General features: G+C 70.2%; 29 protein-coding genes. 18 read left to right on the top strand and 11 right to left on the bottom strand.

Annotated elements, in window-relative coordinates; genetic code table 11:
• Positions 1–2 precede the first annotated feature (2 nt).
• Together IEX91_RS12105 and IEX91_RS12100 are read right to left on the bottom strand one after the other, a co-directional pair.
• The gene (locus tag IEX91_RS12105) at positions 3–782 is read right to left on the bottom strand and encodes a 7-carboxy-7-deazaguanine synthase QueE (RefSeq protein WP_188879241.1); all 780 of its coding nucleotides are present in this window, start codon (positions 780–782) and stop codon (positions 3–5) included.
• The gene (locus IEX91_RS12100; RefSeq protein ID WP_188879240.1) at positions 782–1,234 is read right to left on the bottom strand and encodes a 6-pyruvoyl trahydropterin synthase family protein; all 453 of its coding nucleotides are present in this window, start codon (positions 1,232–1,234) and stop codon (positions 782–784) included. The genes IEX91_RS12105 and IEX91_RS12100 overlap by 1 nt, the downstream gene beginning before the upstream one ends.
• Positions 1,235–1,498: 264 nt before the next feature.
• Here IEX91_RS12100 and IEX91_RS12095 point away from each other — a divergent pair, with 264 nt between their 5' ends.
• Positions 1,499–1,864 carry an HNH endonuclease gene (locus IEX91_RS12095; protein WP_229772864.1) on the top strand — a complete coding sequence of 122 codons (366 nt, stop codon included), beginning with the start codon at positions 1,499–1,501 and terminating at the stop codon, positions 1,862–1,864.
• Positions 1,865–1,952: 88 nt separating this feature from the next.
• On the opposite strand, the gene glgP is transcribed toward IEX91_RS12095, so the two are convergent.
• Both glgP and cysK read right to left on the bottom strand, forming a co-directional pair.
• Complete coding sequence (gene glgP, locus IEX91_RS12090; RefSeq protein WP_188879239.1) at positions 1,953–3,659, bottom strand: alpha-glucan family phosphorylase; 1,707 nt, start codon at positions 3,657–3,659, stop codon at positions 1,953–1,955.
• 178 nt (positions 3,660–3,837) lie between these two features.
• On the bottom strand, positions 3,838–4,755 hold the full coding sequence (cysK, locus tag IEX91_RS12085) for a cysteine synthase A (protein ID WP_188879238.1): 918 nt from the start codon (positions 4,753–4,755) through the stop codon (positions 3,838–3,840).
• 130 nt (positions 4,756–4,885) lie between these two features.
• On the opposite strand from cysK, the gene IEX91_RS12080 reads away from it, so the two are divergent.
• The 12 genes from IEX91_RS12080 (at position 4,886) to IEX91_RS12025 (ending at position 16,956) form a co-directional block, all read left to right on the top strand.
• Positions 4,886–5,050, top strand: a complete 165-nt coding sequence (locus IEX91_RS12080; protein WP_188879237.1) for a DUF7560 family zinc ribbon protein — start codon at positions 4,886–4,888, stop codon at positions 5,048–5,050.
• A 124-nt stretch (positions 5,051–5,174) separates the two neighbouring features.
• Complete coding sequence (locus IEX91_RS12075) at positions 5,175–5,759, top strand: hypothetical protein (RefSeq protein ID WP_188879236.1); 585 nt, start codon at positions 5,175–5,177, stop codon at positions 5,757–5,759.
• Positions 5,756–6,427 (top strand): QcrA and Rieske domain-containing protein, encoded by a 672-nt coding sequence (locus tag IEX91_RS12070; RefSeq protein ID WP_188879235.1) that lies wholly within the window; start codon positions 5,756–5,758, stop codon positions 6,425–6,427. Before IEX91_RS12075 ends, IEX91_RS12070 begins: the two co-directional genes overlap by 4 nt.
• A 2-nt stretch (positions 6,428–6,429) precedes the next feature.
• Entirely contained in the window at positions 6,430–7,770 is a 1,341-nt protein-coding gene (locus IEX91_RS12065; RefSeq protein WP_188879234.1) for a cytochrome b, read from the top strand.
• Positions 7,771–7,777: 7 nt separating this feature from the next.
• The gene (gene narG, locus IEX91_RS12060) at positions 7,778–10,624 is read left to right on the top strand and encodes a nitrate reductase subunit alpha (protein WP_188879232.1); all 2,847 of its coding nucleotides are present in this window, start codon (positions 7,778–7,780) and stop codon (positions 10,622–10,624) included.
• Entirely contained in the window at positions 10,621–11,703 is a 1,083-nt protein-coding gene (gene narH, locus IEX91_RS12055) for a nitrate reductase subunit beta (protein ID WP_188879231.1), read from the top strand. The genes narG and narH overlap by 4 nt, the downstream gene beginning before the upstream one ends.
• A 49-nt stretch (positions 11,704–11,752) precedes the next feature.
• Positions 11,753–12,526, top strand: coding sequence for an ethylbenzene dehydrogenase-related protein (locus tag IEX91_RS12050; protein WP_188879327.1), 774 nt, complete (start codon positions 11,753–11,755; stop codon positions 12,524–12,526).
• A gap of 5 nt (positions 12,527–12,531) precedes the next feature.
• Positions 12,532–13,248, top strand: coding sequence for a molecular chaperone TorD family protein (locus IEX91_RS12045; protein WP_188879230.1), 717 nt, complete (start codon positions 12,532–12,534; stop codon positions 13,246–13,248).
• Positions 13,245–14,114, top strand: a complete 870-nt coding sequence (locus tag IEX91_RS12040; RefSeq protein ID WP_188879229.1) for a hypothetical protein — start codon at positions 13,245–13,247, stop codon at positions 14,112–14,114. The genes IEX91_RS12045 and IEX91_RS12040 overlap by 4 nt, the downstream gene beginning before the upstream one ends.
• Complete coding sequence (locus tag IEX91_RS12035) at positions 14,111–15,001, top strand: HEAT repeat domain-containing protein (protein ID WP_188879228.1); 891 nt, start codon at positions 14,111–14,113, stop codon at positions 14,999–15,001. Before IEX91_RS12040 ends, IEX91_RS12035 begins: the two co-directional genes overlap by 4 nt.
• Positions 14,998–16,260, top strand: coding sequence for a P-loop NTPase (locus tag IEX91_RS12030; protein WP_188879227.1), 1,263 nt, complete (start codon positions 14,998–15,000; stop codon positions 16,258–16,260). Before IEX91_RS12035 ends, IEX91_RS12030 begins: the two co-directional genes overlap by 4 nt.
• A gap of 60 nt (positions 16,261–16,320) precedes the next feature.
• Complete coding sequence (locus tag IEX91_RS12025; RefSeq protein ID WP_188879226.1) at positions 16,321–16,956, top strand: helix-turn-helix domain-containing protein; 636 nt, start codon at positions 16,321–16,323, stop codon at positions 16,954–16,956.
• Between the two features lie 55 nt (positions 16,957–17,011).
• Here the strand turns inward: IEX91_RS12025 and IEX91_RS12020 are convergent, their stop codons facing one another.
• A complete protein-coding gene (locus tag IEX91_RS12020) occupies positions 17,012–17,245 on the bottom strand; it encodes a DUF2249 domain-containing protein (protein ID WP_188879225.1) in 234 nt (77 codons plus the stop codon).
• A gap of 54 nt (positions 17,246–17,299) precedes the next feature.
• On the bottom strand, positions 17,300–17,524 hold the full coding sequence (locus IEX91_RS12015; RefSeq protein WP_188879224.1) for a DUF2249 domain-containing protein: 225 nt from the start codon (positions 17,522–17,524) through the stop codon (positions 17,300–17,302).
• 92 nt (positions 17,525–17,616) lie between these two features.
• Here IEX91_RS12015 and IEX91_RS12010 point away from each other — a divergent pair, with 92 nt between their 5' ends.
• The 3 genes from IEX91_RS12010 (at position 17,617) to IEX91_RS12000 (ending at position 21,094) form a co-directional block, all read left to right on the top strand.
• On the top strand, positions 17,617–19,929 hold the full coding sequence (locus IEX91_RS12010) for a nitric-oxide reductase large subunit (RefSeq protein ID WP_188879223.1): 2,313 nt from the start codon (positions 17,617–17,619) through the stop codon (positions 19,927–19,929).
• Between the two features lie 58 nt (positions 19,930–19,987).
• A complete protein-coding gene (locus IEX91_RS12005; protein WP_188879222.1) occupies positions 19,988–20,287 on the top strand; it encodes a CGCGG family putative rSAM-modified RiPP protein in 300 nt (99 codons plus the stop codon).
• A gap of 141 nt (positions 20,288–20,428) precedes the next feature.
• Entirely contained in the window at positions 20,429–21,094 is a 666-nt protein-coding gene (locus tag IEX91_RS12000) for an HD domain-containing protein (RefSeq protein ID WP_188879221.1), read from the top strand.
• A 65-nt stretch (positions 21,095–21,159) separates the two neighbouring features.
• On the opposite strand, the gene IEX91_RS11995 is transcribed toward IEX91_RS12000, so the two are convergent.
• The 3 genes from IEX91_RS11995 to IEX91_RS11985 all read right to left on the bottom strand — a co-directional run bounded on the left by IEX91_RS11995 (position 21,160) and on the right by IEX91_RS11985 (position 22,380).
• A complete protein-coding gene (locus IEX91_RS11995; RefSeq protein ID WP_188879220.1) occupies positions 21,160–21,696 on the bottom strand; it encodes a hypothetical protein in 537 nt (178 codons plus the stop codon).
• Positions 21,689–22,003, bottom strand: a complete 315-nt coding sequence (locus IEX91_RS11990) for a cupin domain-containing protein (RefSeq protein ID WP_188879219.1) — start codon at positions 22,001–22,003, stop codon at positions 21,689–21,691. Before IEX91_RS11990 ends, IEX91_RS11995 begins: the two co-directional genes overlap by 8 nt.
• Before the next feature lie 104 nt (positions 22,004–22,107).
• A complete protein-coding gene (locus tag IEX91_RS11985) occupies positions 22,108–22,380 on the bottom strand; it encodes a DUF2249 domain-containing protein (protein ID WP_188879218.1) in 273 nt (90 codons plus the stop codon).
• An 88-nt stretch (positions 22,381–22,468) separates the two neighbouring features.
• Between IEX91_RS11985 and IEX91_RS11980 the strand changes: the two genes are divergently transcribed.
• Together IEX91_RS11980 and IEX91_RS11975 are read left to right on the top strand one after the other, a co-directional pair.
• A complete protein-coding gene (locus IEX91_RS11980; protein WP_188879216.1) occupies positions 22,469–23,575 on the top strand; it encodes a TIGR04053 family radical SAM/SPASM domain-containing protein in 1,107 nt (368 codons plus the stop codon).
• Positions 23,572–23,862: a hypothetical protein gene (locus IEX91_RS11975; protein ID WP_188879214.1), complete on the top strand. Its 291-nt coding sequence runs from the start codon at positions 23,572–23,574 to the stop codon at positions 23,860–23,862. Before IEX91_RS11980 ends, IEX91_RS11975 begins: the two co-directional genes overlap by 4 nt.
• 137 nt (positions 23,863–23,999) lie before the next feature.
• On the opposite strand, the gene IEX91_RS11970 is transcribed toward IEX91_RS11975, so the two are convergent.
• Complete coding sequence (locus IEX91_RS11970; RefSeq protein ID WP_188879212.1) at positions 24,000–25,331, bottom strand: APC family permease; 1,332 nt, start codon at positions 25,329–25,331, stop codon at positions 24,000–24,002.
• 211 nt (positions 25,332–25,542) lie between these two features.
• Positions 25,543–25,827, bottom strand: coding sequence for a hypothetical protein (locus IEX91_RS11965; protein ID WP_188879211.1), 285 nt, complete (start codon positions 25,825–25,827; stop codon positions 25,543–25,545).
• Between the last annotated feature and the right edge of the window lie 142 nt (positions 25,828–25,969).

The raw sequence follows: 25,969 nt of genomic DNA, 5'->3' as shown, positions 1-25,969 counted from the left end.
TCTCAGGTACCGGGGGCGTCGTTCCAGAGGTCGACGTGGAGGCGGGGCGTGTAGCGGTAGCCGTACTCCATCGCGAGCTCGGCGACCGCGTTCCGCGAGACGTCTAACTGCTCGCGCGTCACTCCCTCGGGCATCAGGAGGACGGCCGAGTCGCGAACCGTCGTCGAAGTGGCGTTCCGGACGCGATCGAGCAGATTCTCGATCTCCGGGAGGTCGTCTTCGCCGGTGACGACGAACTTCAACTGTGAGTCGTAGGCGTCGACGAGATCCGCGAGCGTATCGATATCGATCCGACGTTCGTCGTGGCGCTCGGCCCACTCGCCGTCGCCCTTCGGATCCCGCGTCTCGGTAGGCGTGCTGGAGGCGAGCTTCGGGCTGATGCTCGCGAGGTCGATGGGTGCATCGCGATAGACGGTGCCGTTCGTCTCGACGGTCGTGTGGTAGCCCAACTCGTCGAGGCGTTCGAGGAGGTCGACCGACTGCTCGTGGATGAGCGGCTCACCACCGGTGAGAACGACGTGGTCGGCCTCCTCGTGAGACTCGACTTCCGCGACGACGTCGTCGATGCCCAACTGGCCATGCGTGGGCTCCCACGAGGTGTGGTAGGAGTCGCAGAACCAACACCGGAGGTTGCACCCGCTCGTGCGCACGAAGACGCTCGGAACGCCCGCGAGTGTGCCTTCCCCCTGGAGCGAGTAGAAGCACTCGTTGATCGGGAGCGTCGCGCCGTCAGACGTCTCCGCGCTCGACGGTTCGGAGTCGGCGGTCGAGTTGACCGGCATCAGTACCCCCCGGCGCAGAGCTCAGCCGTTTCCCGGACGGAAACAGAAATATCGGAGACGCGATCCGGGAGGGCGTCGTAGAGCTTCTCCTCCAACAGAATGCCCATCACTTCGGCCGTCGGGGGGTGTTCGAGGACGACGAGACCGTCGGCGTCGTCGCTGGCCTCGAAGGCCTCGACGAGCGGGTCGCCGGCCTCGACGAGGAAGCGATGATCCCACTCGTCGATGACGTCCGTGACGTCGCCCTTGTCGACGACCCAGCCGTCCGAGGAGAGCCTGCCGGTCACTTCGACGGAGAGCTCGTAGTTGTGGCCGTGGGGCCGACTGCACTTCCCGTCGTGATGGAGGAGTCGATGGCCGGTGCTGATCCGGATGGGCCGCTCGCCGCCGATGTGGAGGGTTCGTTCCCCGGCGTCGGCGAGTGATGACGCGGGTTGCTGTTCGAGAGACACGATGTCGTGTTCTCTGAGGGCACCCAAAGTAATATCGATAGAATATCTATCCGGTGGCCGACTACGTGACCGTCGTCCGCGACGACCACACCGGCATCCGTCCCGGTCACGTGGCTGCACGAGCGCGCCCGGCAGAACGACGACAGCCGCGCACCGGACGTCTGGCGACGCTGGGTCCAGACCGGCGAACTCGCACAGTGGCCGACCGGCGACCCCCTCGACGCGCAGGGGCGGGTCCGTCGCTACGAGACGAGGGACACCGTGGTGAGCGACGCGTTCCGCGACGCGACGTTCGAACGGTACGGTGGCGCGTGTGCGATCACCGGGATCCGCGAGGCGTCGCTCCTCGATCTCGCACACGTCCTCCCGCGGGGCCAACGCCCCGCCCTCGCCGAACACCCCGAGAACGTCCGCGTGTTGAACGCGCTCCACCACCGCGCGTTCGACGCCGCGCTCTTCACCATCGCCAGCGACTATCGGATCCGGACGAGTCCCTCGTTCGACCCCGCACACCCCTTCCTCGTGGAGACCATCGGCGAACGAGCGGGCGAACGCGTCGCACTCCCCGCGGATGCGCGCGTCCGAGACGCGTTCCTCGACCAACTCAACGCCGGTCTCTCGTGGCTGTGATCGGAGGCGGCGAGCGCTCCGCTCGACGGCTCCTCCCCCCGATAGCACCCCGTCGCTCTCCGAGCGCTTCGTCGGACGACATTGCGGGTCACGCCGATGACGAACTCGCGTAGGCGCTCGCGCAGTACTCACCGACCATGCGCCGCGCGTGGTAGTGAGCGCCGTTGAGCGCGATGCAGTTCCGCATGACGTCGAGCCAGCGGTCGCGGTCCGCGTAGTAGGCCGGAAGGACGTCGTCGGCGAGGCGATCGTAGAGCGCGGTCGCGTCGACGGCGTCCTCCTCGTCGTCGGAGAGCGCCTGCGTCTCCGGGTCGAAGGGCGGGGGACCGATGCGCCAGCCGGTGGCGTCCGCGACGTGTCCCTCGACCCACCAGCCGTCGAGCGTGCTGAGGTGGGGGACACCGTTGAGCGCGGCCTTCATCCCGGACGTCCCGCAGGCCTCGCGGGGGCGGCGCGGCGTGTTGAGCCAGACGTCCGCGCCGGCCGTCATTCGCCGGCCGATCTCGAGGTCGTAGTCGGGGAGGTACGCCATCGGCACGTCGCCGGCGAGGGCGTCGATGTGATCATGGATCTCACTGACGAGCGCGTCGCCCGCGTCGTCGCCGGGGAAGCCCTTCCCGGCGAAGACGATTTGGAGGCCGTTGACGTGCGCGGCGATCCGGCGGAGTCGGTCGGTGTCCTCGAAGAGGAGCGTCGGGCGCTTGTAGGGGACGGCGCGGCGCGCGAACCCGAGCGTGAGGACGTCCGGGTCGAGGTCGACGCCGGTGCGCTCGGCGACGAGTTCGAGGAGATCGCGCTTTTGCGCCTGGTGGGCCGCCCAGAGGTCGTCGTCGCCGACGAGCGTGGCGTGTCGGAGCCGCGAGGGCGCCCGTCGGTAGCCGTCGATGTAGGCGTCGAGGCAGTCCGCGACGTGTTCCCCGAGCCACGTCGGGACGTGGACGCCGTTCGTGACGGCGTCGATGTGCTCGCGGTAGTCGGGGAAGAGGTCATGCGTCACCCACTGGTGGCGTTTCGAGACCGCGTTCGCGTACCGGGAGAAGGCGAGCGCGACGCGCGTGGTGTGGTAGGCCTCCGCGCTCGTCCGCTCGCGGACGCATGCGAGCGCCTCGGAGAGATCGAGGAGCGCGTCGAGGCGGTCGTAGTCGTACGCCTCGTGGGCGGCCGCGACCGGCGTGTGCGTGGTGAAGACGCAGCGCTCGCGCACGGCGTCGGGATCGATCCCGGTTCGTCGCAGGAGTTCGAGGACGAGCGGACTGGCGTGGCCCTCGTTGAGGTGATAGGTGTGGACGTCGTAGTCGAGGGCGTCGAGGACGCGCACGGCGCCGATACCGAGGACGGCCTCCTGTGCGAGCGCGTCGTCGCGGTCGAGGCCGACGCCGTAGACGGATCGGGTGAGCGAGCGCGCCCACCCGGGGTTCTCGGGGCGGTCGGTGTCGAGCGCGACGAGCGGCACCGATCCGTCCGCCGTCTCGACCTCGTACCGCCACGCGCCGACGGTCACGGTATCGTCGCCGAGGCGGACGGTCGCGCTCACGTCGAGGGGGTCGAAGAACGCGGAGGGGTCCCAGTCGGCGGCCTCGTAGGTCTGCGTACCGTCTTCGAGGTGTTGTTCGCCAAGGCCGGCGTCGTTCAGCGGCGTGACGCCCACCGCGGGGACGTCGGCGTCGGCGAACGCGCGGAGCGTGTCGCCCGCGAGCACCCCGAGACCGCCCGCGTACGTGTTCGCGTCGTTCTCGATCGCGACCTCCATACTCACGTAGGCGACGTGCCCGTCCGCGTCCTGCCACGCGTTCATCGTCTCCCGATTCGACGCATCGCCGCATGGGTCTTTGGGACGCCGGTCGCGTCGTGTGTCAGCTCCGCCGCCGAACGGCCGAGGCCGTGGCGCTACTCGTCGAGGGCCGCGGCCATCGCCTCGCGTTCGGTCGTCCGGACCGCTCGATCGACGCCATCCGTCCCGTCGTCACGCTCGGTCACTCGCGGACGAAGAGGTCCGTCGAGAGGTAGCGCTCGCCGGTGTCCGGGAGCACGACGACGACGAGGTCGTCCTCGTGCTCGGGGCGCGCGGCGACGCGTGCGACCGCGTCGAGCGCGGCGCCCGAGGAGACGCCGGCGAGGATCCCCTCCTCGGTCGCGAGCTGGCGGGTTCGCTCCTCGGCCGCCGCCCCCTCGACGGTGACGACGTCGTCGAGGAGGTCCGTGCGGAGGACGTCCGGGACGAAGCCGGCGCCGATCCCCTGAATGCCGTGCGACCCGGGGTCACCGCCGGAGAGGACCGGGGAGCCGGCGGGCTCGACGCCGACGACCGTGACGTCCGCCCCGCGCTCCTCGACGAGGTGCTCGGCGACGCCGGTGATCGTGCCGCCGGTCCCGACGCCCGCGACGACGACGTCGACGTCGCCGTCGGTCGCCTCCCAGATCTCGGGGCCGGTCGTCTCGCGGTGGACGCGCGGGTTCGCGGGGTTCTCGAACTGCTGGGGGACGAACGCGTCCTCGGCGTCGGCCGCGAGGTCGTGCGCGCGCTCGACGGCGCCGTCCATGCCGCCCGCGCTCGGCGTGAGCACGAGGTCCGCGCCGAACGCGGCGAGGAGGCGGCGTCGCTCCTCGCTCATCGACTCGGGCATCGTGAGCACGAGGTCGTACCCCTTCGCCGCGGCGGCGGCCGCGAGGCCGACGCCGGTGTTGCCGCTCGTCGGCTCGATGATCGTCGTCCCGTCGTCGAGGCGCCCGCGCTCCTCGGCGGCCTCGAGCATCGCGACGGCGATGCGGTCCTTCACGGAGTGCGTCGGGTTCGTCGACTCGAGCTTCCCGACGACCGTCCCGGGGACGGAGTCGAGGCGGACGAGCGGCGTCTCTCCGACGAGGTCGGTGACGCTGTCTGCGATGGACATCACGCGTATCGACGCGTCGTCCGCCCTTCACGACCCGACCACGGTATCGGGGGCTTTCACGGCCCGTAAAGTGGCCCGCCATATCGGGGGCGAGCGACTATGCGTCGGACGCCGGTACCCGCCTGCACCGATGGCCGAGGCCGAATACCGGGTCCGCTGTCCGTCGTGCGCGGAGTCGTTCGCGGTCGACGCGGCCATGCGCGACGACCTCCTCGCCGCCGGGTGCGTCCTCTGCGGGGCGTCGCTCTCGGAGGCGGATTTCGCCCGGCTGTCTGGGTCCTCATCGACATCGTGACCCCCGGATCACCCCACCCCGGTACTTAAAACACCATCGCATACGGGGACCCTCTCTATCCTCGTTTCGCGTCGACTTCCTCCTGTGTCGAGACGCGACTGCGGCAGATGAACGAGAGCAATACATGAGACGAAAGACACGGCTCGGGATCGTATCGGGGTTCGTCGCCTCGGTCCTCGTCCCGATGTGGGTGGTCGCGCTCAACGACTACGGCCACGTCGAGGAGATCGCCATCGACCAGTCCGTCTCCCGCATCCGCCCCCTCTCGGGGTTCGTCGCGACGCCGAACGAGCTCATGCCGAGCGAGGTCGGCGTCGTCGTCTGGATCGCGCTGTTCGGATTGGTCGTCGCGCTCGTCGCCACCCACCGGTTCATGGACCGGCTCGTCCGGCCGGCCGACGGCGAGTCGTCGACGCCGCCGGACGAGGGGACGACGTTCCCCTGGATCGAGACGGAGAACCGATGGATCGCGGCGTACCACGCGCCGAGCGAGGACGTCACCGGACTCGTCGCGATGGGCGGGCTGACCGTCCTCGCGATCGTCTTCGCGGCGCTGTTCACGAGCGAGTACCTCACGATCGCGCGAACGCAGTTCTTCGGCGTCTACCTCGCGGGGATGTTCCTCTCGCTCGCGGGGTCGACGATCGCCTACTACGCGTGGTTCATGCCGCACGTCGAGGTCGCGGAGGAACGGAGCCATCGCGCATGACCCGATCAGATCACGACCATGACCACGACGACCACGACGAATCGGACGCCTGCGAGTCGTGCCCGCACGACGACGGGGGCGAGAGCGTGTCGCCGAGCATCTTCACGGCGGCGTGGCGATCGCTCCCGCGGCGGCGCTACGCGCAGGCGCTCGCGACCGTCGGCGGCCTCACGGCCGTCGGGAGCCTCGCGGCGCCGGTCGCGAGCCTCACGGAGGTCTTCGAGCAGGAGTACACGGGGCCGATCTACTCGGAGGGCGTCCACCTCGTCGACGGCGACGGGAACCGCGTGACGACCGAGGCGCTCGACTACGGCGAGGGGATGACGGTCTACCCCGCGACGCACCCCGGGATCGCGAAGGCACCGACGGTGCTCGTGCGCTACGAGGAGAGCGAGTACGGCGGCGAGACGCGGATGGACTCCGTCGTCGAGGGCTACGCCGCCTACTCGAAGGTCTGCACGCACGCCGGCTGTATGGTCGGGGGCGAGGACGAGAACCCGCTCGTCTGTCCCTGCCACTTCGGGAAGTACGACCCGACGCAGGGGGCGGCTGTCGTCGGCGGGCCGCCGCCGCGTCCGCTCCCCCAGCTCCCCATCACGCAGACGGAGAACGGCGAACTCATCGCGATCGGCGACTTCGAGGCGCCGGTCGGCGCCGGGGGTGAGTGACGATGGACCGCCTCACCGCGTGGGTCGGCGAGCGCTTCGAGACGGAGGTGTTCGAGCCCTACCTCGGGAAGTCGTTCCCGGCGGAGGACTCCTTCCTCCTCGGCGAAGTCGCGCTCTTCAGCTTCGTCGTCCTCGTCCTCACGGGGACGTACCTCGGGCTCTTCTACATCCCGTCGATCGAGTCCGTCACCTACCACGGGAGCGTCGTCCGGTACCAGGGACAGGAGCTCCCCGGGGCGTTCGCCTCCGTCCTGCAACTCACCTACGACGTCCCGTTCGGGATGTTCGTGCGGCGCTTCCACCACTGGGCCGCCCACATCTTCGTCGCCTCCATCGCGCTCCACATGCTCCGCGTCTTCTTCACGGGCGCGTACCGGAAGCCCCGGGAGGCGAACTGGGCGGTCGGCGTCGTGCTCGCGGCGCTCGCGATGCTCGCCGCCTACACGGGCTACTCGCTGCCCTTCGACGAGTTCGCGACCACCGCGACGTCCATCGGGTTCAACCTCGCGAGCTCCATCCCGCTCCTCGGGGACTTCCTCGCGCAGCTCGTCTTCGGTGGGGACTACCCGACGAACACCTCGATTCCGCGCCTCTACTTCCTGCACGTCTTCGTCGTCCCGCTGCTCATCGCGGGCTTCATCGCGCTCCACATGGCGATCCTCGTCCACCAGAAGCACACCGAGGCGGCGCGCGAGGACGACGTCGAGACGAGCCGCGGGACGGTCGAGCGCGACGACGGCGACGTCGTCATCGGCCTCCCTGCGGTCCCGAACCAGACGGCGGTGAGCGCGGTCGTCTTCTTCCTCACCGTCGCGACGACGTCGCTCCTCGCGGGGTTCCTCCCCGTGCACAACGTCGCCGAGTACGGCCCGCACGACCCCGCGAGCACCCCGGCGGTCATCATGCCGGACTGGTTCCTCATGTGGGTCTACGGCTTCCTGAAGCTCTGGCCGACGTGGCTGAACTTCAGCGTCGCCGGCCTCCACTTCTCCCCGGAGTTCCTCGCCGGCGTCGGCCTCTCGGGGCTGGTGTTCCTCGCGGTGTTCGCGTGGCCGTTCGTCCGGCCCCAGGAGCGGAGCGTCCACTTCACTGCGGACCCGCTCGCGCGCCCGGTCGCGACGGCGGTCGGCGTCGCGGGCGTCCTCATGGTCATGATCGCCTCCATCGCGGGGATGAACAACCTGCTCGCGAACCTGCTCGGGGTTGGCACCGGCCCCGTCAACACCGCGCTGACCATCGCCATCTTCGTCTGGCCGACCGCGGGCGCGCTCGCGACCTACTACGCGCTCCGCGGCGACGACCCCGCCGACCGAACCGTCGACGAACGACCTGCCGACGACTGATACGACAATGAGTGAGACCAACGACGCACCACGGACGGATCGTGACACGACCGACGACGGCGGCGGCCTCTCGCGCCGGAGCTTCCTCACCGGCGCGGGGACGGCCGCCGCGCTCGGCATCAGCGGCCTCTCCGCCGCTCGCGAGGAGGGACTGACCGGCCTCGAAGTCGTCTCCGACCCCATCGGGGACTACCCCTATCGGGACTGGGAGGACTTCTACCGGGAGAAGTGGGACTGGGACTCGATCTCGCGCTCGACGCACAGCGTCAACTGCACGGGCAGTTGCTCGTGGGACGTCTACGTGAAGAACGGGCAGGTCTGGCGCGAGGAGCAGGCCGCCGACTACCCGACGTTCGACGAGGACCTCCCGGACCCGAACCCGCGCGGGTGCAACAAGGGCGCGTGCTACTCGGACTACGTGAACGCCGAGCAGCGCATCAAGCACCCGCTAAAGCGCACCGGCGCGCGCGGCGAGGGGAAGTGGAAGCGCATCACGTGGGAGGAGGCGCTCACGGAGATCGCCGAGCACGTCGTCGACGAGGTCGAGGCCGGGCGCTACGACTGCATCAGCGGCTTCACGCCCATCCCGGCGATGAGCCCGGTCTCCTTCGCCTCGGGGAGTCGGCTCGTCAACCTCCTCGGCGGCGTCAGTCACTCCTTCTACGACTGGTACTCGGACCTGCCGCCGGGAGAGCCGCTCACGTACGGCCACCAGACGGACAACGCGGAGGCCGCCGACTGGTACAACGCCGACTACCTCATCGCGTGGGGGTCGAACGTGAACGTCACGCGCATCCCGGACGCGAAGTACTTCCTCGACGCCGGCTACGACGGCACGAAGCGCGTCGGGATCTTCACGGACTACTCCCAGACCGCCATCCACACCGACGAGTGGCTCAGTCCGAAGGCGGGGACGGACGCCGCGCTCGCGCTCGGGATGGCACACACCATCGTCTCGGAGGGCCGCTACGACGAGGCGCACCTGAAAGAGCAGTCGGACATGCCGCTGCTCGTCCGCGAGGACACCGGGAAGTACCTCCGCGCGAGCGACGTCGGGATGGGGAACGACAAGACGCTCCTCATGTGCGATCAGGGGGGCGACGTCCGGGTCGCGCCCGGGTCGCTCGGCGACCGCGACGGCAAGTACGACGCCGACTCGAGCATCACGCTCGACTTCGACCCGCGCCTCGACGCCGAGTTCAGCGTCGAGGGCATCCCCGTGACGACGGTGTGGAACAAGCTCACCGACCGCCTCGCCGAGTACACCCCCGAGGCGGTCCACGAGGAGACGCGCGTCGGCACGGAGACGCTCCAGCGCATCGCCCGCGAGTTCGCGGACGCCGAGAAGGCGAAGATCATCCACGGCAAGGGCGTCAACGACTGGTACCACAACGACCTCGGGAACCGCGCCATCCAGCTCCTCTGCACGCTCACCGGGAACATCGGCGAGAACGGCACCGGCTTCGACCACTACGTCGGCCAGGAGAAGATCTGGACGACGCACGGCTGGAAGAGCCTCTCCTTCCCCACCGGCGACGTTCGCGGCGTCCCGACGACGCTCTGGACGTACTACCACGCTGGCGTCCTCGACAACACCGACCCGGAGACGGTCGCGCGCGTCGAGGAGGCCCTCGAGAAGGACTGGATGCCGATGTACCCCGCCGAGCGCCCGGACGGCACGCGCCCCGACCCCTCGACGATGTTCGTCTGGCGGGGGAACTACTTCAACCAGTCCAAGGGGAACGTCGCCGTCGAGGAGACGCTCTGGCCGAAGCTCGACCTCGTCGTCGACATCAACTTCCGCATGGACTCGACGGCGCTCTACTCGGACATCGTCCTCCCGGCGGCGAGCCACTACGAGAAGTACGACCTCTCGATGACGGACATGCACTCCTACGTGCACCCGTTCACGCCCGCCATCGAGCCGCTCGGCGAGGCGAAGACGGACTGGCAGATCTTCCGCGAGCTCGCCGCGAAGATACAGGAGGTCGCCACCGAGCGCGGTGTCGAGCCCATCGACGACCGCGAGTTCGACCGCGAGATCGACCTCCAGTCCGTCCACGACGACTACGTCCGCGACTGGATCAGCGGCGAGCCCGGCGCGCTCGCCGAGGACCGCGCGGCCGTGGACTTCGTCCTTGAGCACTCCGAGGAGACGAACCCCGAGGAGAGCGAGAACCACGTCACGGTGGACGACATCGTCGAGCAGCCCCAGCGCTTCGAGGCGGCCGGCGGCCACTGGACGTCGGACCTCGACGAGGGCGAGGCGTACGCGCCGTGGCAGGACTTCGTGCAGGACAAGGAGCCGTGGCCGACCTTCTCCGGGCGCCAGCAGTACTACATCGACCACGACTGGTTCCTCGACCTCGGCGAGGAGCTCCCGACGCACAAGTCCCCGGAGACGATGCAGGACGACTACCCGCTCCAGTACAACACGCCCCACGGCCGGTGGTCGATCCACTCGACGTGGCGCGACCACCCGCAGATGCTCCGGCTCAACCGGGGCGAACCCGTCGTCTACCTCAACCCGAGCGACGCCGAGGAGCGCGGCATCGAGGACGGCGACGACGTCGTCCTCTTCAACGACCTCGCGGAGGTCGAGGCCGTCGCGAAGATCTACCCGGCGAGCCCGGAGGGGTCGGCGACGATGTACCACGCGTGGGAGATGTACCAGTTCCCCGACCACCAGAACTTCAACGCGCTCGTTCCGATGTACATGAAGCCCACCCAACTCGTCCAGTATCCGGCGGACTCGGGCGAACACCTCTCCTTCTCCCCGAACTACTGGGGACCGACGGGCGTGAACAGCGACGTCCGCATCGACGTCCGCAAGAAGGGAGGTGAGGGCCAGTGAGCGCCGAGGAGGCTTCGGAGACGCCCGACGGCGTCGACATCGCGGACGGCATCGACCACCAGGTCGCGATGGTGATGGACCTGAACAAGTGCGTCGGCTGTCAGACCTGCACCATCGCCTGCAAGAACCTCTGGACGGACTCCGGCGGCCGCGAGTACATGTACTGGAACAACGTCGAGACGAAGCCCGGCGAGGGCTACCCGCGCGGCTGGGAGGAGCTCGGCGGCGGCTGGCAGTCCGACGACCACACCGACCGGCAGGTCGGCGAGATTCCCGGCGGCGAGGACTACGGCGAGCCGTGGGAGTTCGACTACGAGAGCACGCTCTTCACCGGCGAGAGCGAGCACGTCGAACCAGAGCAGGACCCGCAGTGGGGGCCGAACTGGGAGGAGGACCAGGGCGCCGGCGAGTACCCGAACTCCTATCACTTCTACCTCCCGCGCATCTGCAACCACTGCACGCACCCCTCCTGCGTCGAGGCGTGCCCGCGCAGCGCGGTGTACAAGCGCGCCGAGGACGGCATCGTCCTCGTCGACCAGGACCGCTGTCGGGGCTATCGCTACTGCGTCGAGGGCTGTCCGTACAAGAAGATCTACTACAACGCCCAGCGCAAGAAGTCGGAGAAGTGCCTCTTCTGCTACCCGCGCGTCGAGGGCGAGGGTCCGGACGGCGAGACGCACGCGCCGGCGTGTGCGGAGCAGTGTCCGACCCAGCTCCGCCTCGTCGGCTTCCTCGACGACCCGAAGGGGCCCATCTACAAGCTCGTCGAGGAGTACGGCGTCGCGCTCCGCCTCCACCCGGAGTTCCGGACGCAGCCGAACGTCTACTACATCCCGCCGTTCGCGCCGCCCCAGCACTCCGAGGACGGCGAGACGATAGACGTCGAGCGCATCCCGCGCAACTACCTCGAGGACCTCTTCGGCGAGCAGGTCCACGACGCCCTCGACACCATCGAGCGCCACCGCACGCGCGTCGAGAACGGTGGAGAGAGCGAGCTCATGGAGATACTCCAGGACCAGAACCCGGCGCGACAGTACCGCCTCGACGTCTTCGAGGGGGGGGAGGGCCGTGCCGACTGAGCGCCGCCGTCAGGCGGTCGCGGTGGTCGTCGCCGCCCTGCTCGTCGCGATGGCGGTCGGGCCGGCCGTGGTCGCGAGCCGCCCGGCCTACGAGATCCCGGTGCGCGAGGCCGACGACGGCGCGCGCTTCGCCGACCCCGGGGCGGACGCGTGGCTGAACACCTCCAGCGTCGAGGTGCCGCTGGCGAGCGCGCCGAGCGGCGCGCCGAACGCCTCGGACGTCACCGCCGAGCGCGCGAACGTCCGCGTCGTCCGCACCGAGAGCGAACTCTACGTCCGCCTCGAGTGGGCGGACCCGACGGCGAACCGCTCGGCCGCCGGCCCGCGGCAGTTCCCCGACAAGGCCGCGATCGAGCTCCCGGTGAACGCGAGCGCTCGCCCGCCCATCTCGATGGGGTCGACGGGCACGCCCGTGAACGTCTGGGTGTGGAGCGCGACCGGGGGGACGGAAGAACTGCTCGCGGGCGGCCCCGGAACAACGACGCGCTTCGCGAACGCGACGGTCGCGGCGAACGCGACCCACGAGGACGGCCACTGGGCCGTCGTCTTCCACCGCGACCTGCACGCGAGTAACGAGAACCGGACCGACGTCGCGCTCGAGAACGACCTGAACGTCGCGTTCGCCGCCTGGGACGGCGCGAACATGGAGCGCGGCGGCCACAAGGCCGTCAGCGAGTGGTACTACCTGCCGTTCGCGCCCGACGACGGCGGTCCGCCCTACGAGGCCATCCTGTGGGGAATCGCGGGTCTCGCGGTCGTCCTCGTCGTCGCGACGACGATCGAGGGCGTCCGGCGAGCCAGAGACGACGACGGAGGAAACTGAGACCGATGACATCCACCGACGCCACCACCACGACGGACGCAGCCGACCGTATCGACCCCGCCGACCTCGACGCGGACGCCGCCGCGCGCGGCGAGCTCTACCGCCTGCTCGCGCGGGCGTTCGAGCACCCGGACGAACCCCTCCACCGCGACCTCCGCGACGGGACGTTCGAGGTGACGTGTCGCCGCCTCCTCGACCGGACGGCGCTCGACGTCGACGTCCCCGAGCTCACGACGAACGAGGACTACGAGGCGCTCGCCGCGCGCTACAACGACCTCTTCGCCGTCGGGTTCGCCGAGTACGAGGACCGCACGGACGGCTCGCTCGCCACGAGCGGCCCGCCCGTCCCCCTCTACGAGGTCGAGTACCGCTCGGACGTCTCGTGGGGCGACGTGAACGTCGACCTCGCGCGCGCCTACGACTACTACGGGCTCTCCGTCGACGAGGACGCGCGCGACAACCACGACAACCTCCGCCTCGAACTCGCGTTCGCGGGCTACCTCGCGCGACGCGCGGCGCTCGACCCCGACGAGGGCGCGGCGGGCGCCCGCCTCGACTTCCTCGACCGCCACCTCGGCGTCCTCGCCGAAGGGGTCGCGGACGCGCTCGACGCGGAGTACGACACCGGCGTCTACGGGACGCTCGGGCGCTTCCTCGACGCGCTCGTCGCCGCCGACGCCGCCGAACTGGGCGAGCGCCGCGAGCGGGGTGAGGTCCCGTGAGTCGCGCCGCCGTGCCCACGCGGTTCGCCGCCGCGCTGGAGCGGACGGACGGCACGCACGAGGCGTGGCGGCCCGCGCTCGCGGTCGTCGCGCTCCTCGCGGCCGCCGTCCCGTTCGCTCTCCGCGTCGCGCGCAACATCCCCGGGTCGCCGCTCGCGTCGCTCGCCGGCGGCCACGAGGCGGCCGTCGTCGTCGGCACGCTCGGCCCCGCGCTCGCCGCGCTCGGGTTCGCGCTCGCGGCGACGGACCGCGTCGAGCGCGTCGCCTTCCTCGGTCTCGCGGTGTTCGCGCCGCTCGCGCTCGTCGCGGACGCCACGTACGCTCCGGCGGCCGCCGGCGTCGTGCTCTCCGGTGCCATCGTCGCGTGGCGCCGCCTCGCTCGCGCTCGCCCGACGCGCGTCGTCCCGCTCCTCGGCCGCCCGCTCCTCGCGGCCCTCGCCGTCGCCGCGCTCATCGTCGCGCTCGCCGCGAGCGTCGGCGTCGCGTCGCCCGCCGGCCGACAGGTCGGGACGCTCCTCACGCTCGCGGCGGCGGTCGCGGCCGGCCTCGCAGCGGACGCCCGCGCGCTCGACTGGGCGCTCGGCATCGCGCTCGCGGGCGTCGTTCACGCCGCCGGCGCGAGCATGCCCTACGTCGCCGGCGCAATCGCGCTCGTCGGCGGCGGCGCGGTCGGTGCCTCCCTCGGCACGCTCTCGGCGGGGCTCGGCGGCCTCGCGGCGGCGACCGTCGCCACCGCCCGCCATCGCGCGCTCGTCCCCGCGTGCGGCGCGCTCCTGCTCTGCGTCGCCGCCGTCCCCGTGACGGTGTCGCGCGCGCTCGCCGCCGCGCTCGGGGTCGCCCTCCTCCTCGGAGGTGAGGCGACATGAGCGACGACTGCGGCGGGGACTGTGGCTGCGGCGGCCACGACCACGAGCACGACGCCGGGCTCGCCGACCCGAACCCGGACGGCCCCGCCGACCCGCAGCTCGACCCCGAGCGGAGCCCCGGCCTCGACACCGAGATCGAGGCGCTCGAGGACATCGAGGTCAGCCGCGACGACGTCACCATCGGCACGGCCGACCCCGGGGAGCTCACGGCCGCCGACACCGACCCGGTCGCCGACGCCGGCCACGACGGACTCGTCGCGGACCTCCGCGAGGGCACGAAGACGGAGCGGCGTCGCGCCGCGCTCGCGCTCGCCGACCGGTCGTTCGATGCCGCTGCGGTCGCGGCGCTGGCCGACGCCGCCCGCGACGACTCGGACGCCGACGTCCGGCAGTTCGCCGTCGAAGCGCTCGGCGAACTCGGCGGCGAGACGGCGCACGCCGTCGCGCGGGACGCGGCCGACGACGACGACCCGTGGGTCCGCGCCGAGGCGCTCGTCGCGCTCGACCACGTGGACCGCGCGGCGAACGCGGAGCGCCTCGAGGCCGCGCTCGACGACCCCCACCACGCCGTCCGGCGCAACGCGCTCGTCTCGCTGTTCAAGCTCCGCGGCGAGGCCGCGCTCCCCGCGCTCCTCGACGCCGCCGCCGACGACAGCGAGCGCGTCCGCGAGTGGGTCGCCCACCTCCTCGGCGGCATCGACGACGAGCGCGCCACCGACGCGCTCGAGGACCTCGCCCGCGACGACGTCGGCGTCGTCGCGAAGACCGCCGCGAACGCGCTCGACGTCGACGCCGGCCGGTTCCGCCGGCAGTTCGTCCAGTCGAGCGAGCGCGACACCGACGATACGACCAGCGACGACCGACTCAACCGACGCCCGAACCTATGACCCCAGACGACACCACGCGCGACGACGCGACCGCCGTCGACGACCGCCTCGAACCCGCACTCCGGCAGGTGCGCGAACCGAACGCCGACGTGGACGTCATCGACGCCGGCCTCGTCCAGCGCGCCACGCTCGACGGCGGCGTCGCGTGCGTCGGCCTTGACGCCGCGACGCTCGACGCGGGAACCATCAGGGAGGTCACGACCGCCGTCGATAGCGCCGTCCGCGACGTCCCCGCTGTCGACTCGGTCACCGTCCGCCGGGCGGCGCCGACGAGCGACCCGGGGGCGACGGGGACCGACGCGTTCGAGCGCGTCATCGCCGTCGCGAGCGCGAAGGGCGGCGTCGGGAAGTCGACCGTCGCGACGCAGCTCGCCTGCGCGCTCGCCGCCAACGGCGATGACGTCGCGCTCTTCGACGCGGACATCCACGGGCCGAACGTCCCCGCGCTGCTCGACGTCTCCGGGCCGGTCCACGCCACCGAGGACGGCGCCCCGCGCCCCGTCCGCTCCGAGGGCCTGGAGGTGATGAGTGTCGGCCTGCTCTCAGACGGGGCGCCGCTCGCGTGGCGCGGCGCGATGGCGCACGACGCGGTCAGCGACCTCTTCGCGGACACCGCGTGGACGAACACCGACACGCTCGTCGTCGATCTCCCGCCGGGGACGGGCGACGTGGTGCTCACGACGCTACAGGAGGTGTCGCTCGACGGCGCCGTCGTCGTCACGACGCCGTTCCACTCCGCGCTCTCGGACACCGAGAAGACGGTCGAGCTCCTCCGCGAGAACGACGTTCCGGTGCTCGGGACGGCCGTCAACATGGCGGGGTTCACCTGCGAGCGCTGCGACCACGACCACGACCTCTTCGCGGGCGACACCCCGCCCGCCGAGCGCCTCGACACGACGGCGCTCGCGCGCCTCCCGTTCACGCCCGCGCTCCAGGAGACGCCGACGCCGACCGCGATACCGGACCCCGTCGCCGACCTCGCGGCCGCCGTCGAGGAGCGCTACGACGCGGTCTGGTCGGTCGACCTCCCCGAGAGCGGCGTCGACCTTCGCGGCGTTCCGGCCGACGAGCGCCGCGACGCGGTCGCGGACGCGTTCGGGGCCCTCGAGGCCGGCGAGGAGTTCGTCGTCGCGAGCGACCGCGACCCGACGCCCGTCCGGGCGTTCCTCGGCGACCTCGCGGACGGCGACGCGCCCGAGCGCTTCGAGGTGCGCCGGCAGAACCCCGAGACGTGGCTCGCGCGCACCGTCCACCCGTAGCGCCCGGAGGCGAACACGTTCGGGACTGGGCCCATCCCGGGCGACGCAGAAGGCCCACGTATGAGCGCGGAACTCTGGGTCGAACTCGACGTCGGCGATCCGGGCGCGTGCCCGGTCGCGGACGCCTCCACGGACGCCACCGCCATCTCGTCCGTGACGCGCGCGTCCGTGACGGACGACGAGGGCCGCATCGCCGAGGAGTTCACCGCCGAGCACGCCCTCCCCGAACCGGGGGACGCGACCGAGGTCGCCGAACACGACACCGGCCACGTCTATCGCATCCGCCGTGCGCGCGACCGGGGCTGTGTCTGCGACCGCGTCGAGTCGTTCGGCACCCCGGTCGTGGACGTGCGCGCGGCGGCGGGGACGCTCTCGCTCTCCTTTCACACGGCGTCGCTCGACACCGTCCAGAACGTCGTCGCGGAGTTGCGTGACGAGTTCGGCGGCGTGCGCCTCCGCAAGCTCGTGCGCTCGGAGGGCGGCGAGTCGAGCGATCCCGTCTTCGTCGACCGGAGCCGGCTGACCGAGCGCCAGCGCGAGGTCCTGCGGACGGCGCACGAGCTGGGGTACTTCGAGCACCCGAAGGGCGCGAACGCGAACGACGTCGCGGACGCGCTCGACATCAGCCCCTCGACGTTCACCGAGCACCTCGCGGCGGCACAGCGCAAGGTCCTCGACGCGGTGCTGGAGCACTGACGCGGCGCTCCACGTCGCTATCGGGGACGAAAAGAACGGGTGGGGTGTGTGGCGGCTACTCCTTCGGGAAGTGCGCGGCGAACTCGCCCGGCCCGCGCTCCTCGACGGCGTAGCCGTCGGCGTCGAAGGACTCGACTTCCGCCTGGAACTCGTAGAAAAGCGGTTTCGGCTCGTGGTCGTTGACGATAGTCAGGACGTCGCCGGCGTCCAGCTCCTCGAAGGCGTCGTGGATCTTCGGGTGGCGCTCGGACGGCGGAACGTCCCGGACGTCGAGTGTCGTCTCGCTCATGCGTGTCGTACTCGGCCCGGCACCGAGGTTGCCCTTCTCCCGAACGTGTTCGCCTCACACCTCGTGCTCGATACGCACGTGCCACTCGTCCTCGCCCACTTGCTCCGTCTCGTGCGTGAACCCGCGCGACTCGAGGACGCCGTAGAGCGGCACCGGCTCGAAGCTGTTGACGAGGCGGAGCGAGTCCTCGTCGGAGAGGTCGTCGAGCGCCGCGGTGATCGTGTCGAACGGTTCGCCGTCGTGCTCGCGGACGTCGAGGACGCGTTCCGTCGGGGGCATCGTCGTGTGCTACGGACACGTGGGGCGTGTCGCTTCTCCCGAACGTGTTCGTCACCACGAAGTAATGCGGGGGCGACGAACCGCCGAACGAGATGCGCATACGCAGAGAGACGTTGGCGAAGGCCCTCGTGGTGGCGTTCGTCTTCAACTTGGTCGTGATGGGCGCGGGGGCGTACCTCGCGTACGAACAGTCGCCACAGCGGCCCGCGGAAGTCGTCGGCCCCGACGGTGACGTCCTCGCGACGAACGACGACATCGCCGCCGGGAAGGCGGTCTTCCAGCAGAACAGCCTCATGAATCACGGCTCGATCCTCGGGAACGGGGCGTACTTCGGCTCGGACTACACCGCCGACGCGCTCGACAGGCTCACCACGAACATGCGTGAGTACGTCGCGCGCGAACGCTACGGCGCGTCGTCGTACGACGCGCTCGACGAGTCCGAGCAGGCGGCCGTGAACGACGTCGTCGAGCGCCAGCTCTCGGCGGGCGAGTTCGGCAAGACGCTCGAACTCACTCCCGCCGAGGCGTACGCCTACGGTGAGGTCCGCGAGGCGTACGTCGAGCGCTACAACGGCGGCGATCGCGAGGCCGGCATCCCCGCCAACTTCGTCTCGACGCCCGAGGACGCCCGGCGCTTCGCGGACTTCGCGCTCTGGACGGCGATGTTCTCCTCGATCGACCGCCCCGGGACCGCGCACTCCTACACGAACGACTGGCCGTACGCCCCCGGCGCGGGTAACGACGCGCCCGTGAGCGCGCTGACGTGGAGCGTCGTCGCGATGGTGCTCCTCGTCGGCGGGGGCGGCCTCGGCATCTGGCTCTACAGCGCCGTCGAGCTCCCCGAGCCGGACGCGGCGGGCGTCGACGTCCCCGACCCCGCCGACGTCACGCTCACGCCGAGTCAGTTCGCGGCCGCGCGCTTCGTCCCGGTCGCCGCCGTCCTCTTCCTCGCGCAGACGCTCCTCGGAGGGTTGATGGCGCACTACTACATCGAGCGCGGCGGCTTCTACGGGCTCGCGAACGCGCTCGGGATCGACGCGCTCTCGGCGCTCCCGTTCGCCCTCACGAAGGCGTGGCACATCGACCTCGCGATCCTCTGGATCGCGACGCTCTGGCTCGGCATCGGGCTCTTCCTCCCGCCGCTGCTCACCGGCCGCGAACCCGCGAACCAGAAGCGCTACGTCCACGTCCTGCTGGGCGCGCTCTTCGTCGTCGTGGTCGGCGGCCTCCTCGGCATCTGGCTCGGCGCGCAGGGCTACATCGAGGGCGCGCTCTGGTGGATCCTCGGGAACGAGGGCCTCGAGTACCTGGAGGTCGGGCGCCTCTGGCAGGTCGGCCTCCTCGTCGGCTTCGCGCTCTGGACGGCGCTCGTCGCGCGCGGCTTCAAGCCCCTCCTGAAGCGGGAATCGCGCTTCGGCCTCGCGCACATGATCATCTACGCCGGCGGCTCCATCGGCCTGCTGTTCGCGGCGAGCATGTTCTACACGCCGCAGACGACGATGGTCGTGACGGAGTTCTGGCGCTGGTGGGTCGTCCACATGTGGGTCGAGGGCGCCTTCGAGTTCTTCGTCGTCGCCGTCGTCGCCGTCGCGCTCGTCGCGATGAACCTCCTCTCGCGCCGGAGCGCCGAGAAGGCCGTCATGCTCGAAGCCCTCCTCGTGATGGGCGCGGGCGTCATCGGCGTCTCCCACCACTACTGGTGGATCGGCCTCCCCGACTACTGGGTGCCCATCGGGAGCGTCTTCTCCACGCTCGAATTCGTCCCGCTCGTCTTCATCCTCTTCGAGGCCATCGGCGAGTACCGCGCGATGCGCGACGCCGGCGAGTCCTTCCCCTACACGCTCCCGTTCATGTTCATCGTCGCCTCGGGCGTCTGGAACTTCGTCGGCGCGGGCGTCCTCGGCTTCTTCATCAACCTCCCGCTCGTCAACTACTACGAGCACGGCACCTTCCTCACGGTCGGGCACGCCCACGCGTCGATGTTCGGCGCGTTCGGCTTCCTCGCGCTCGGCCTCGCCGTCTACGTCCTGCAGTTCACCACGAAGCGCGGCAAGTGGGACGGCACGAACCTCCGGCGCGCGTTCTGGCTGTGGAACATCGGCCTCGCGTGGATGGTGTTCGTCGGCGACGTCCCCGTCGGCTTCCTCCAGCTCGAGACCGTCTTCACGGGGAACTACGACGCCGCGCGCTCGCTCGCCTTCTACAGCCGCGACTTCGTCCAGACGCTCTTCTGGGCGCGCCTCCCCGGTGACGTCCTCCTCATCCTCGGGACCGCGCTCTTCTCCTACGACGTCCTGAAGAAGCGCTTCGTCCGCCGCGACCCGACGGCCGCCTCGTCCGACGGCACGGTCATCTCGCGGCGCATCTTCGACGAGAGCGCCGGCGCCGAATCCGACGACGACTAACCGTCCCGAACCCGTTCGGGACGCCGCTCTTCTCTCCTGCGTGCCTCCCACGACACGCATGAGCCACTCGCACGACGCCGAGGCCGTCACCGACGAGACGCATCGGAACTCGTGGTCGGCGAACCTCGAACACCCCGAGTACGAGTCGGACCGCGAGCATCTCCTCGCCGACGCCCGCGACGCCGTCCGGCAGACCGCCTTGGGCTACCACGTGAACCTCGTGACGCACGCCGAACAGGGCCACCCGGAGACGTACCTCTACGACGCGCTCGAGGAGGCGTTCGGCGACGCCGTCGACTACGAGTACGTCGAGCAGTGCGGCTGCGGCGGGCACGTCGTCCGCGTGCGCGTCGAGTGAGCGGAGTGCGACGCGCGTCCCGCTCAGAAGGCTCTGTTGAAAACCCCGATTTGTTCGATACCCCCGCCGCTGGAACAGCCGTCAGGTAGCGCGTGCTCGTCTCACGATAGATAAAAGTCTCTCGACGACGTTCCCGCAGTGATGCCCTCCAACGTAGACTCTCTGTCCCGCGATCTGTCTCGTCCGTACTACGAGGACGCCTTCCCTGCACACGATATCTTCCACGCGAAACGCGTGCATGACGTCGCGCTCCAGCTCGCAACCCAACATCCAGACAGCGTCGACCGAGACGTTCTAGCCGCGGCGGCCTGGTTTCACGATATCGGGCGGCCACTTGAACGCGTCGGGGACATCGATGACCACGGCGACTGGGCAGCCGACGAAGCCACGAGCCTCCTCGCAGCAGAAGGCGTAGCGTCGGACCGGATCGCGGCGGTCGAACACTGCCTGCGTACGCACAGCATCCGGGCAAATTCGCCCGAGCCCGAAACGACCGAGGCACAGTTGCTCTTCGATGCCGACAAACTCGACGCAGCCGGCGCGGTCGGGTTTGTTCGCCTCGCTTGTATCGTCGGTGAACGCTCCGGACGTATCGGCGAACAGTACGCCGTCATCGATGACGCAGCGACACTTACTGATGACGCCTCCGAGTTGCCGGATATCGATCTCCTGCGCGAGTGGGCGCGTGAACGCCTCAATGCGTTGTATACAGACCCAGGTCGACATCTCGGAGAGTCGCGCTGGGACGTGATGGAAGCGTTCTTCGACCGATTCGTCCGCGAGATTGACCCGGACATCGTGCAGTGAATTGACCGTATCGACCGCAACCGGGAACAGACCCGATCTCCTGACGAAGCTCTCAGCAGCGCGGCTCAGAACGGGAGCGCGTCGTCGCCCGCGCCCCCGTTCGGGTCCGGGGTCTCGGCGTCGGGGAGTTCGCCCGTCTCGACGTACGCCTCTTCGAGGGCGGCGAGGCGGTCGTTGACGGCGTCGGCGCGCTGGTGGCTGGGCGCGACGCGGACGCGAACGAGCTCGTAGTCGTGGCGCTCTTCGAGGCCGTTCCACGCGCGGAACGCGCCGACGGTGAGGGTGTCGCTCTGCGGGCAGAACTCGGTCGTCGGCGTGAACTCCGCGCGCAGGTCGTCGCCGTCCACGCCGTACCGGAACCCCGCGTTCGGGTGGCGCTGATCGAGGTTGAGGCGCGCGAGGTTGTAGCCGAACGTCACGTCGTAGACGCCGCGCTCCTCGAAGCACTCGCGCGCGGTCTCGTGGACGGCGGCGTGATCGTCGCCCGTCAGCACCTCGGCGTCGGCGAGGAACGGTCCGGGCTCGGGGAGGTGCGCGGGGACGAACGACCCGCGGTCGTCGAAGGCCTCGTCCGCGCCCCCGCTACCGAAGAAACTACGCATCGTCGCCCTCCCGCGGCGCGAGGACCACGAGCGCGGTGCTGTCTTCGCGGGCGCGCGGTTCGATCCGGTGCTCGCCCGCGACGCGGAGGACGTCGCCGTCCCGGAGGTCGTGGGGCTCCCCGTCAAGTTCGACGGTGAGGTGGCCGCCGAGGCCGACGAGCAGGACGTCCACGCCCGGGTGGTCGTGCTCGGGGAGCGACTCGCCGGCGGCGAGCGAGAGCCGAACGGTCCGGGGGCCGTCCGCGAAGACGGTGGCGTGCGGTTCCCCGCTCAGATCTGCGAGCGTTTCGGTTTGGACGTCGGACATACGTCGGCGAACGCGCCCCAACCCGTTCACCGTCTCCCCGAATGTGTTCGCGTACGGGGGACGGTCCCGAGTGGCGCAGGGTGGGGACGCTCCACCGATCGGCGTCAGGACCGCCAGACGACCGTCACGACGGCGTCGTCGGTCTCGACGGTCTCGTACGCCCACCCGCGGTCGTCGAGTTTCGGGTAGAGGTGTTGGGGCGCGCGGTCGTTCACCTGCACGAGGACGCGCTCGTCGTCGAAGTCGGCGAGTCGTTCGAGCGTCTCCGTGAGCGGCTCGGGCGGCGGGAGCTCGCGGGCGTCGAGGCGTTCACGCGGCCGGTCCGCGGGCGCGTCGGTCTCGCTGACGGCGTCGTCGACTGCGGTCGCGTCGACCATATCTACGATAACCGACTCCGGAGGGCAAACCGTATCCCCGAACGCGTTCGGGACGGGCTACTCGGGGACGGACGCCCATCCCACGAGTATGCGACCGAGCGACGTCGACACGAGCCAGCGGCCGTTCGTCTGCATCTGGGAGGTCACGCAGGCGTGCGAGCTCGCCTGCGAGCACTGTCGGGCGGACGCCCAACCGGCGCGTCACCCGGACGAGCTCACCACCGCCGAGGGGAAGGCGCTCCTCGACGACGCCCGCGCGTTCGGCGACGGCCAACTCGTCGTGCTCTCCGGGGGCGACCCGCTCGCGCGCGACGACACCGTCGACCTCGTCGAGTACGGCGTCGAGAACGGCCTGCAGATGACGATGACGCCGAGCGGTACCGGGTCGCTCACCCGCGAGCGGATCGACGACCTCGCGGACGCCGGCCTCCGGCGGATGGCGCTCAGCCTCGACGGCGCGAGCGCGGCGACTCACGACGCGTTTCGCGGCGAAGCGGGGAGCTTCGACTCCACCGTCGAGGCCGCGCGCGCCGCCCGCGACGCCAGCCTCCCGCTTCAGATCAACACGACCGTCTGCGCGCAGACGATCGGGGACCTCCCCGCCATCCGCGACCTCGTCGCCGACCTCGGCGCGGTGCTCTGGTCGGTCTTCTTCCTCGTTCCCGTGGGCCGGGGGCACGTCCTCGACCCCATCGACCCCGAGCGCGCCGAGGGCGTCATGGAGTGGCTCGTCGAGGTGGCCGACGACGCGCCGTTCGGCGTGAAGACGACCGAAGCGCCGCACTATCGGCGCGTCGCCCTCCAGCAGAAACGCGCCGAGGGCGGCACCGCGTCGCCCGCCCGCGACGGTATCGGCCGGCGGAGCGGCGTCACGGCGGGCGACGGCTTCGCGTTCGTCAGCCACGTCGGCGACGTCTACCCCTCGGGCTTCCTCCCCGAATCGGCGGGGAACGTCCGCGAGGAGTCGCTCGTCGACGTCTACCGGGACTCGGATCTCTTCGAGTCGCTGCGCGACCCCGACGCGCTCACGGGGAAGTGCGGGGCCTGCGAGTTCCGCCACGTCTGCGGCGGCAGTCGCTCTCGCGCTTACGCGACGGCGGGCGACCCGCTCGCGAGCGATCCGCTCTGCGCGTACGAGCCCGAGGGGTACGACGGCCCGATGCCGGATCAGTCGCCGGCGGAGGTGGAGCTATGAGCGAGGCGGCGTCGAGCGACGTCGGTGACGCGGGGACGACCGACGCCCGCGAGGCGACGCGGCGCGCCCTCGAAGCGCGCGCCGAGGCGGTGCGGAGCGAACAACTCGAGCGCGCCTACTCGCGACTGGAGGCCCGGGACGCCCTCACGCCCGAGCGGGCGCGCGTCCTCGACGACCTCGCCGACCGCCTCGTCGAGGGCTTGCTCGAAGCGCCCGAGCGCGCCGTCGAGGAGGCCGACGACGCCGACATCGAGCGGATGCGCGCCTTCCTCGAAGCCGAAGAGTAGGCGCCGACGCGGGATTCGGGTGTCTTCGAGCAGCGACGCGCCCGCTCGCGAGAGGGGGCGGACAGGATGATCCGTCACGTTGGTACGCGGAGTTAACGCGTTCTCTTCGACGCTACTCGGAGACGCACAGCCCGCCGTCAGAGGCGTTTCTCCACCGATCTGAACCCCGATTCGATCTCCGTCCGCTCGAAGTACACTCCCTCGACGAGGAGCAGCGCGGCGGCGATCACGACGACGAGCACGAACACGTGGAACTCCACCGTGTAGAGGTGCCACGCGAAGAGCGGGAGAAACAGGAGCGTTCCGACGAATCCGACGAGCGAGATCCACCGGTTCGGGACGGAGTCTTGCACGAGCGCGACTGCGTTGACCGTTCCGAACACGACGATGAACGACATCGAGGCGAACTCCGTGATCGCTTCCAGATCGCCGTAGACGGTGAACACGACGGTGAAGCCACCGATCAGGAGCAGGGCGTTCGTGGGCACGCCCCGTTCGCGGGCTGAGGCGATCTGGTCGGGGATCAACGCATCGGAGCGCAACCCCTTCGCGAACAGGGCCGCGCTGAACAGCGTCGCGTTGATCGCGCTCGCGGTCGACGCGACGGCCGCCACGCCGATAGCGACGTACCCGACCGTACCGGCGAACTGATCGGCCGCGATGGCGAGCGCGAGATCGGGGTGAGCGGCGACCTCCTGCTGGCTGACCAGGCTGAGCGTGACGAACGCGACCAGCACGTAGGCGAGCGTCGACACCGGAATCGACACGGAGACCGCCTTTCGAAGCGTTCGCTCAGGGTTCGTGATGCTCTCTTGGTCGTAGAAGAGGAGCTGCCAGCCCTCGAAGGAGACGAACGCGACCCCCGCGGCGATGAACGGCCCGACGGGATGTGCGAGCGACTGTGCGATGCCGAAGGAGAGCGTGTCGTGTGAGTGTCCATACCAGATGCCGATCGCGCTGAACAGGACGATGACGAGGAGCTTGAGGCCGACCAGCGCGTCTTCGACGAGGCCGGATTCGCGGACGCCGACGAGATTGAGCGCGATGAACCCGACGACGACGAGCGCCGAAATCACGGGGCGCGCCGGCAGCCCGACGACGGGCAGTTCGGAGACCCCGAAGATGGCGCCGAAGTAGGTGCCAAAGGCGTAGGCGTACATCGCGAGCGTGCCGACGTATCCGACGAGCAACGTCCAGCCGACCATTCCCGCGATCTTCGGCCGGTCGAGAAATTCGTCGATGAAGGTGACCGCTCCGCCCGATCCGTCGGTTCGCGAGCTGAGAGCGTTGAGTTCGACGTAGGAATAGCCGGTCGCCATCACGACGATTCCGGCGAGCAGATAGGCGATCCACGCTGTCGTCCCGGCGACGGCGGCGACGACGCCGAGAACGGCGAAGATACCCCCGCCGATGATGCCCCCGAGCGCGAACGAGACCGCCTCCCGAACGCCGAGTTTGGATTCGGTCATGCTGTCGCTGTCGAACGCGTTCCGGCACCGCTCGTCAGTGTGGTCCCGTGGGCCGTCGACGGTTCACTCGTCATGCGCGTGATGGCCACTGGCGGGGGGATCCGTCGGGGTTTCGACGGCACCCGCGGTGGCGAACCCGGGGTCAAGTGCCCGCCGCGTCTCCCACGCCGTCCCACCGGCGAGTCGGGGGCACTCGGTGGTGTTCCGGCTGTCAACTCTCCGCCCCGTCGGGGGGTGTGCTGTCGGGGGTGAGGGCGTCGTAGGCGCTCGCGACCGTCCAGCCCGCGAGGAACCCGTCGATCGCGGCCCACCCGATCCCGACCGCGATACCGCTGGTCGTCTCGTCGAATCCGACGTAGACGTCCGAGAGGAGCGAGCGCCATCGTTCCCCCCATCCGAGACGGGCCAACACCCCCACGAGGCCGACGTAGCCGGCCCAGACGAGCGCGATTGCGCCGCCGAGTGCGACGCGATCGATCGGTGAGTCGTCCGTCATAGGGAGTTGTTTTTGTTCAGTTAACAAATTATTTCCCCCGGTTCCAACCTGCTGAGAACCCGTTCCCCTCCCCTTCCAGTCAGTGACAGAGTCGCACTGCCGGCGTCGGGAGCGGCGGACGGACGGTGAGCACGACGTCGGC

Source organism: Halarchaeum nitratireducens, from assembly GCF_014647155.1.
Lineage (GTDB): Archaea > Halobacteriota > Halobacteria > Halobacteriales > Halobacteriaceae > Halarchaeum > Halarchaeum nitratireducens.
The sequence above is the reverse complement of the archived record's forward strand: the minus strand, read 5'-3'. Positions and strand labels throughout refer to the sequence as shown.

Bases quoted from the DNA above. Each gene is read 5' to 3' on its own strand.
- IEX91_RS12070 (WP_188879235.1), top strand. From the start codon at position 5,756: ATGACCCGATCAGATCACGACCATGACCACGACGACCACGACGAATCG.
- IEX91_RS11990 (WP_188879219.1), bottom strand. From the start codon at position 22,003: ATGTCCGACGTCCAAACCGAAACGCTCGCAGATCTGAGCGGGGAACCG.
- IEX91_RS12045 (WP_188879230.1), top strand. From the start codon at position 12,532: ATGACATCCACCGACGCCACCACCACGACGGACGCAGCCGACCGTATC.
- cysK (WP_188879238.1), bottom strand. From the start codon at position 4,755: ATGTCCATCGCAGACAGCGTCACCGACCTCGTCGGAGAGACGCCGCTC.
- narG (WP_188879232.1), top strand. From the start codon at position 7,778: ATGAGTGAGACCAACGACGCACCACGGACGGATCGTGACACGACCGAC.
- IEX91_RS12105 (WP_188879241.1), bottom strand. From the start codon at position 782: ATGCCGGTCAACTCGACCGCCGACTCCGAACCGTCGAGCGCGGAGACG.
- IEX91_RS11965 (WP_188879211.1), bottom strand. From the start codon at position 25,827: ATGACGGACGACTCACCGATCGATCGCGTCGCACTCGGCGGCGCAATC.
- IEX91_RS12075 (WP_188879236.1), top strand. From the start codon at position 5,175: ATGAGACGAAAGACACGGCTCGGGATCGTATCGGGGTTCGTCGCCTCG.
- IEX91_RS12030 (WP_188879227.1), top strand. From the start codon at position 14,998: ATGACCCCAGACGACACCACGCGCGACGACGCGACCGCCGTCGACGAC.
- IEX91_RS12005 (WP_188879222.1), top strand. From the start codon at position 19,988: ATGAGCCACTCGCACGACGCCGAGGCCGTCACCGACGAGACGCATCGG.
- IEX91_RS12035 (WP_188879228.1), top strand. From the start codon at position 14,111: ATGAGCGACGACTGCGGCGGGGACTGTGGCTGCGGCGGCCACGACCAC.
- IEX91_RS12015 (WP_188879224.1), bottom strand. From the start codon at position 17,524: ATGCCCCCGACGGAACGCGTCCTCGACGTCCGCGAGCACGACGGCGAA.
- IEX91_RS12000 (WP_188879221.1), top strand. From the start codon at position 20,429: ATGCCCTCCAACGTAGACTCTCTGTCCCGCGATCTGTCTCGTCCGTAC.
- glgP (WP_188879239.1), bottom strand. From the start codon at position 3,659: ATGAACGCGTGGCAGGACGCGGACGGGCACGTCGCCTACGTGAGTATG.
- IEX91_RS11980 (WP_188879216.1), top strand. From the start codon at position 22,469: ATGCGACCGAGCGACGTCGACACGAGCCAGCGGCCGTTCGTCTGCATC.
- IEX91_RS12065 (WP_188879234.1), top strand. From the start codon at position 6,430: ATGGACCGCCTCACCGCGTGGGTCGGCGAGCGCTTCGAGACGGAGGTG.
- IEX91_RS12025 (WP_188879226.1), top strand. From the start codon at position 16,321: ATGAGCGCGGAACTCTGGGTCGAACTCGACGTCGGCGATCCGGGCGCG.
- IEX91_RS11995 (WP_188879220.1), bottom strand. From the start codon at position 21,696: ATGCGTAGTTTCTTCGGTAGCGGGGGCGCGGACGAGGCCTTCGACGAC.
- IEX91_RS12050 (WP_188879327.1), top strand. From the start codon at position 11,753: ATGGCGGTCGGGCCGGCCGTGGTCGCGAGCCGCCCGGCCTACGAGATC.
- IEX91_RS11985 (WP_188879218.1), bottom strand. From the start codon at position 22,380: ATGGTCGACGCGACCGCAGTCGACGACGCCGTCAGCGAGACCGACGCG.
- IEX91_RS12080 (WP_188879237.1), top strand. From the start codon at position 4,886: ATGGCCGAGGCCGAATACCGGGTCCGCTGTCCGTCGTGCGCGGAGTCG.
- IEX91_RS12010 (WP_188879223.1), top strand. From the start codon at position 17,617: ATGCGCATACGCAGAGAGACGTTGGCGAAGGCCCTCGTGGTGGCGTTC.
- IEX91_RS12020 (WP_188879225.1), bottom strand. From the start codon at position 17,245: ATGAGCGAGACGACACTCGACGTCCGGGACGTTCCGCCGTCCGAGCGC.
- IEX91_RS11975 (WP_188879214.1), top strand. From the start codon at position 23,572: ATGAGCGAGGCGGCGTCGAGCGACGTCGGTGACGCGGGGACGACCGAC.
- IEX91_RS11970 (WP_188879212.1), bottom strand. From the start codon at position 25,331: ATGACCGAATCCAAACTCGGCGTTCGGGAGGCGGTCTCGTTCGCGCTC.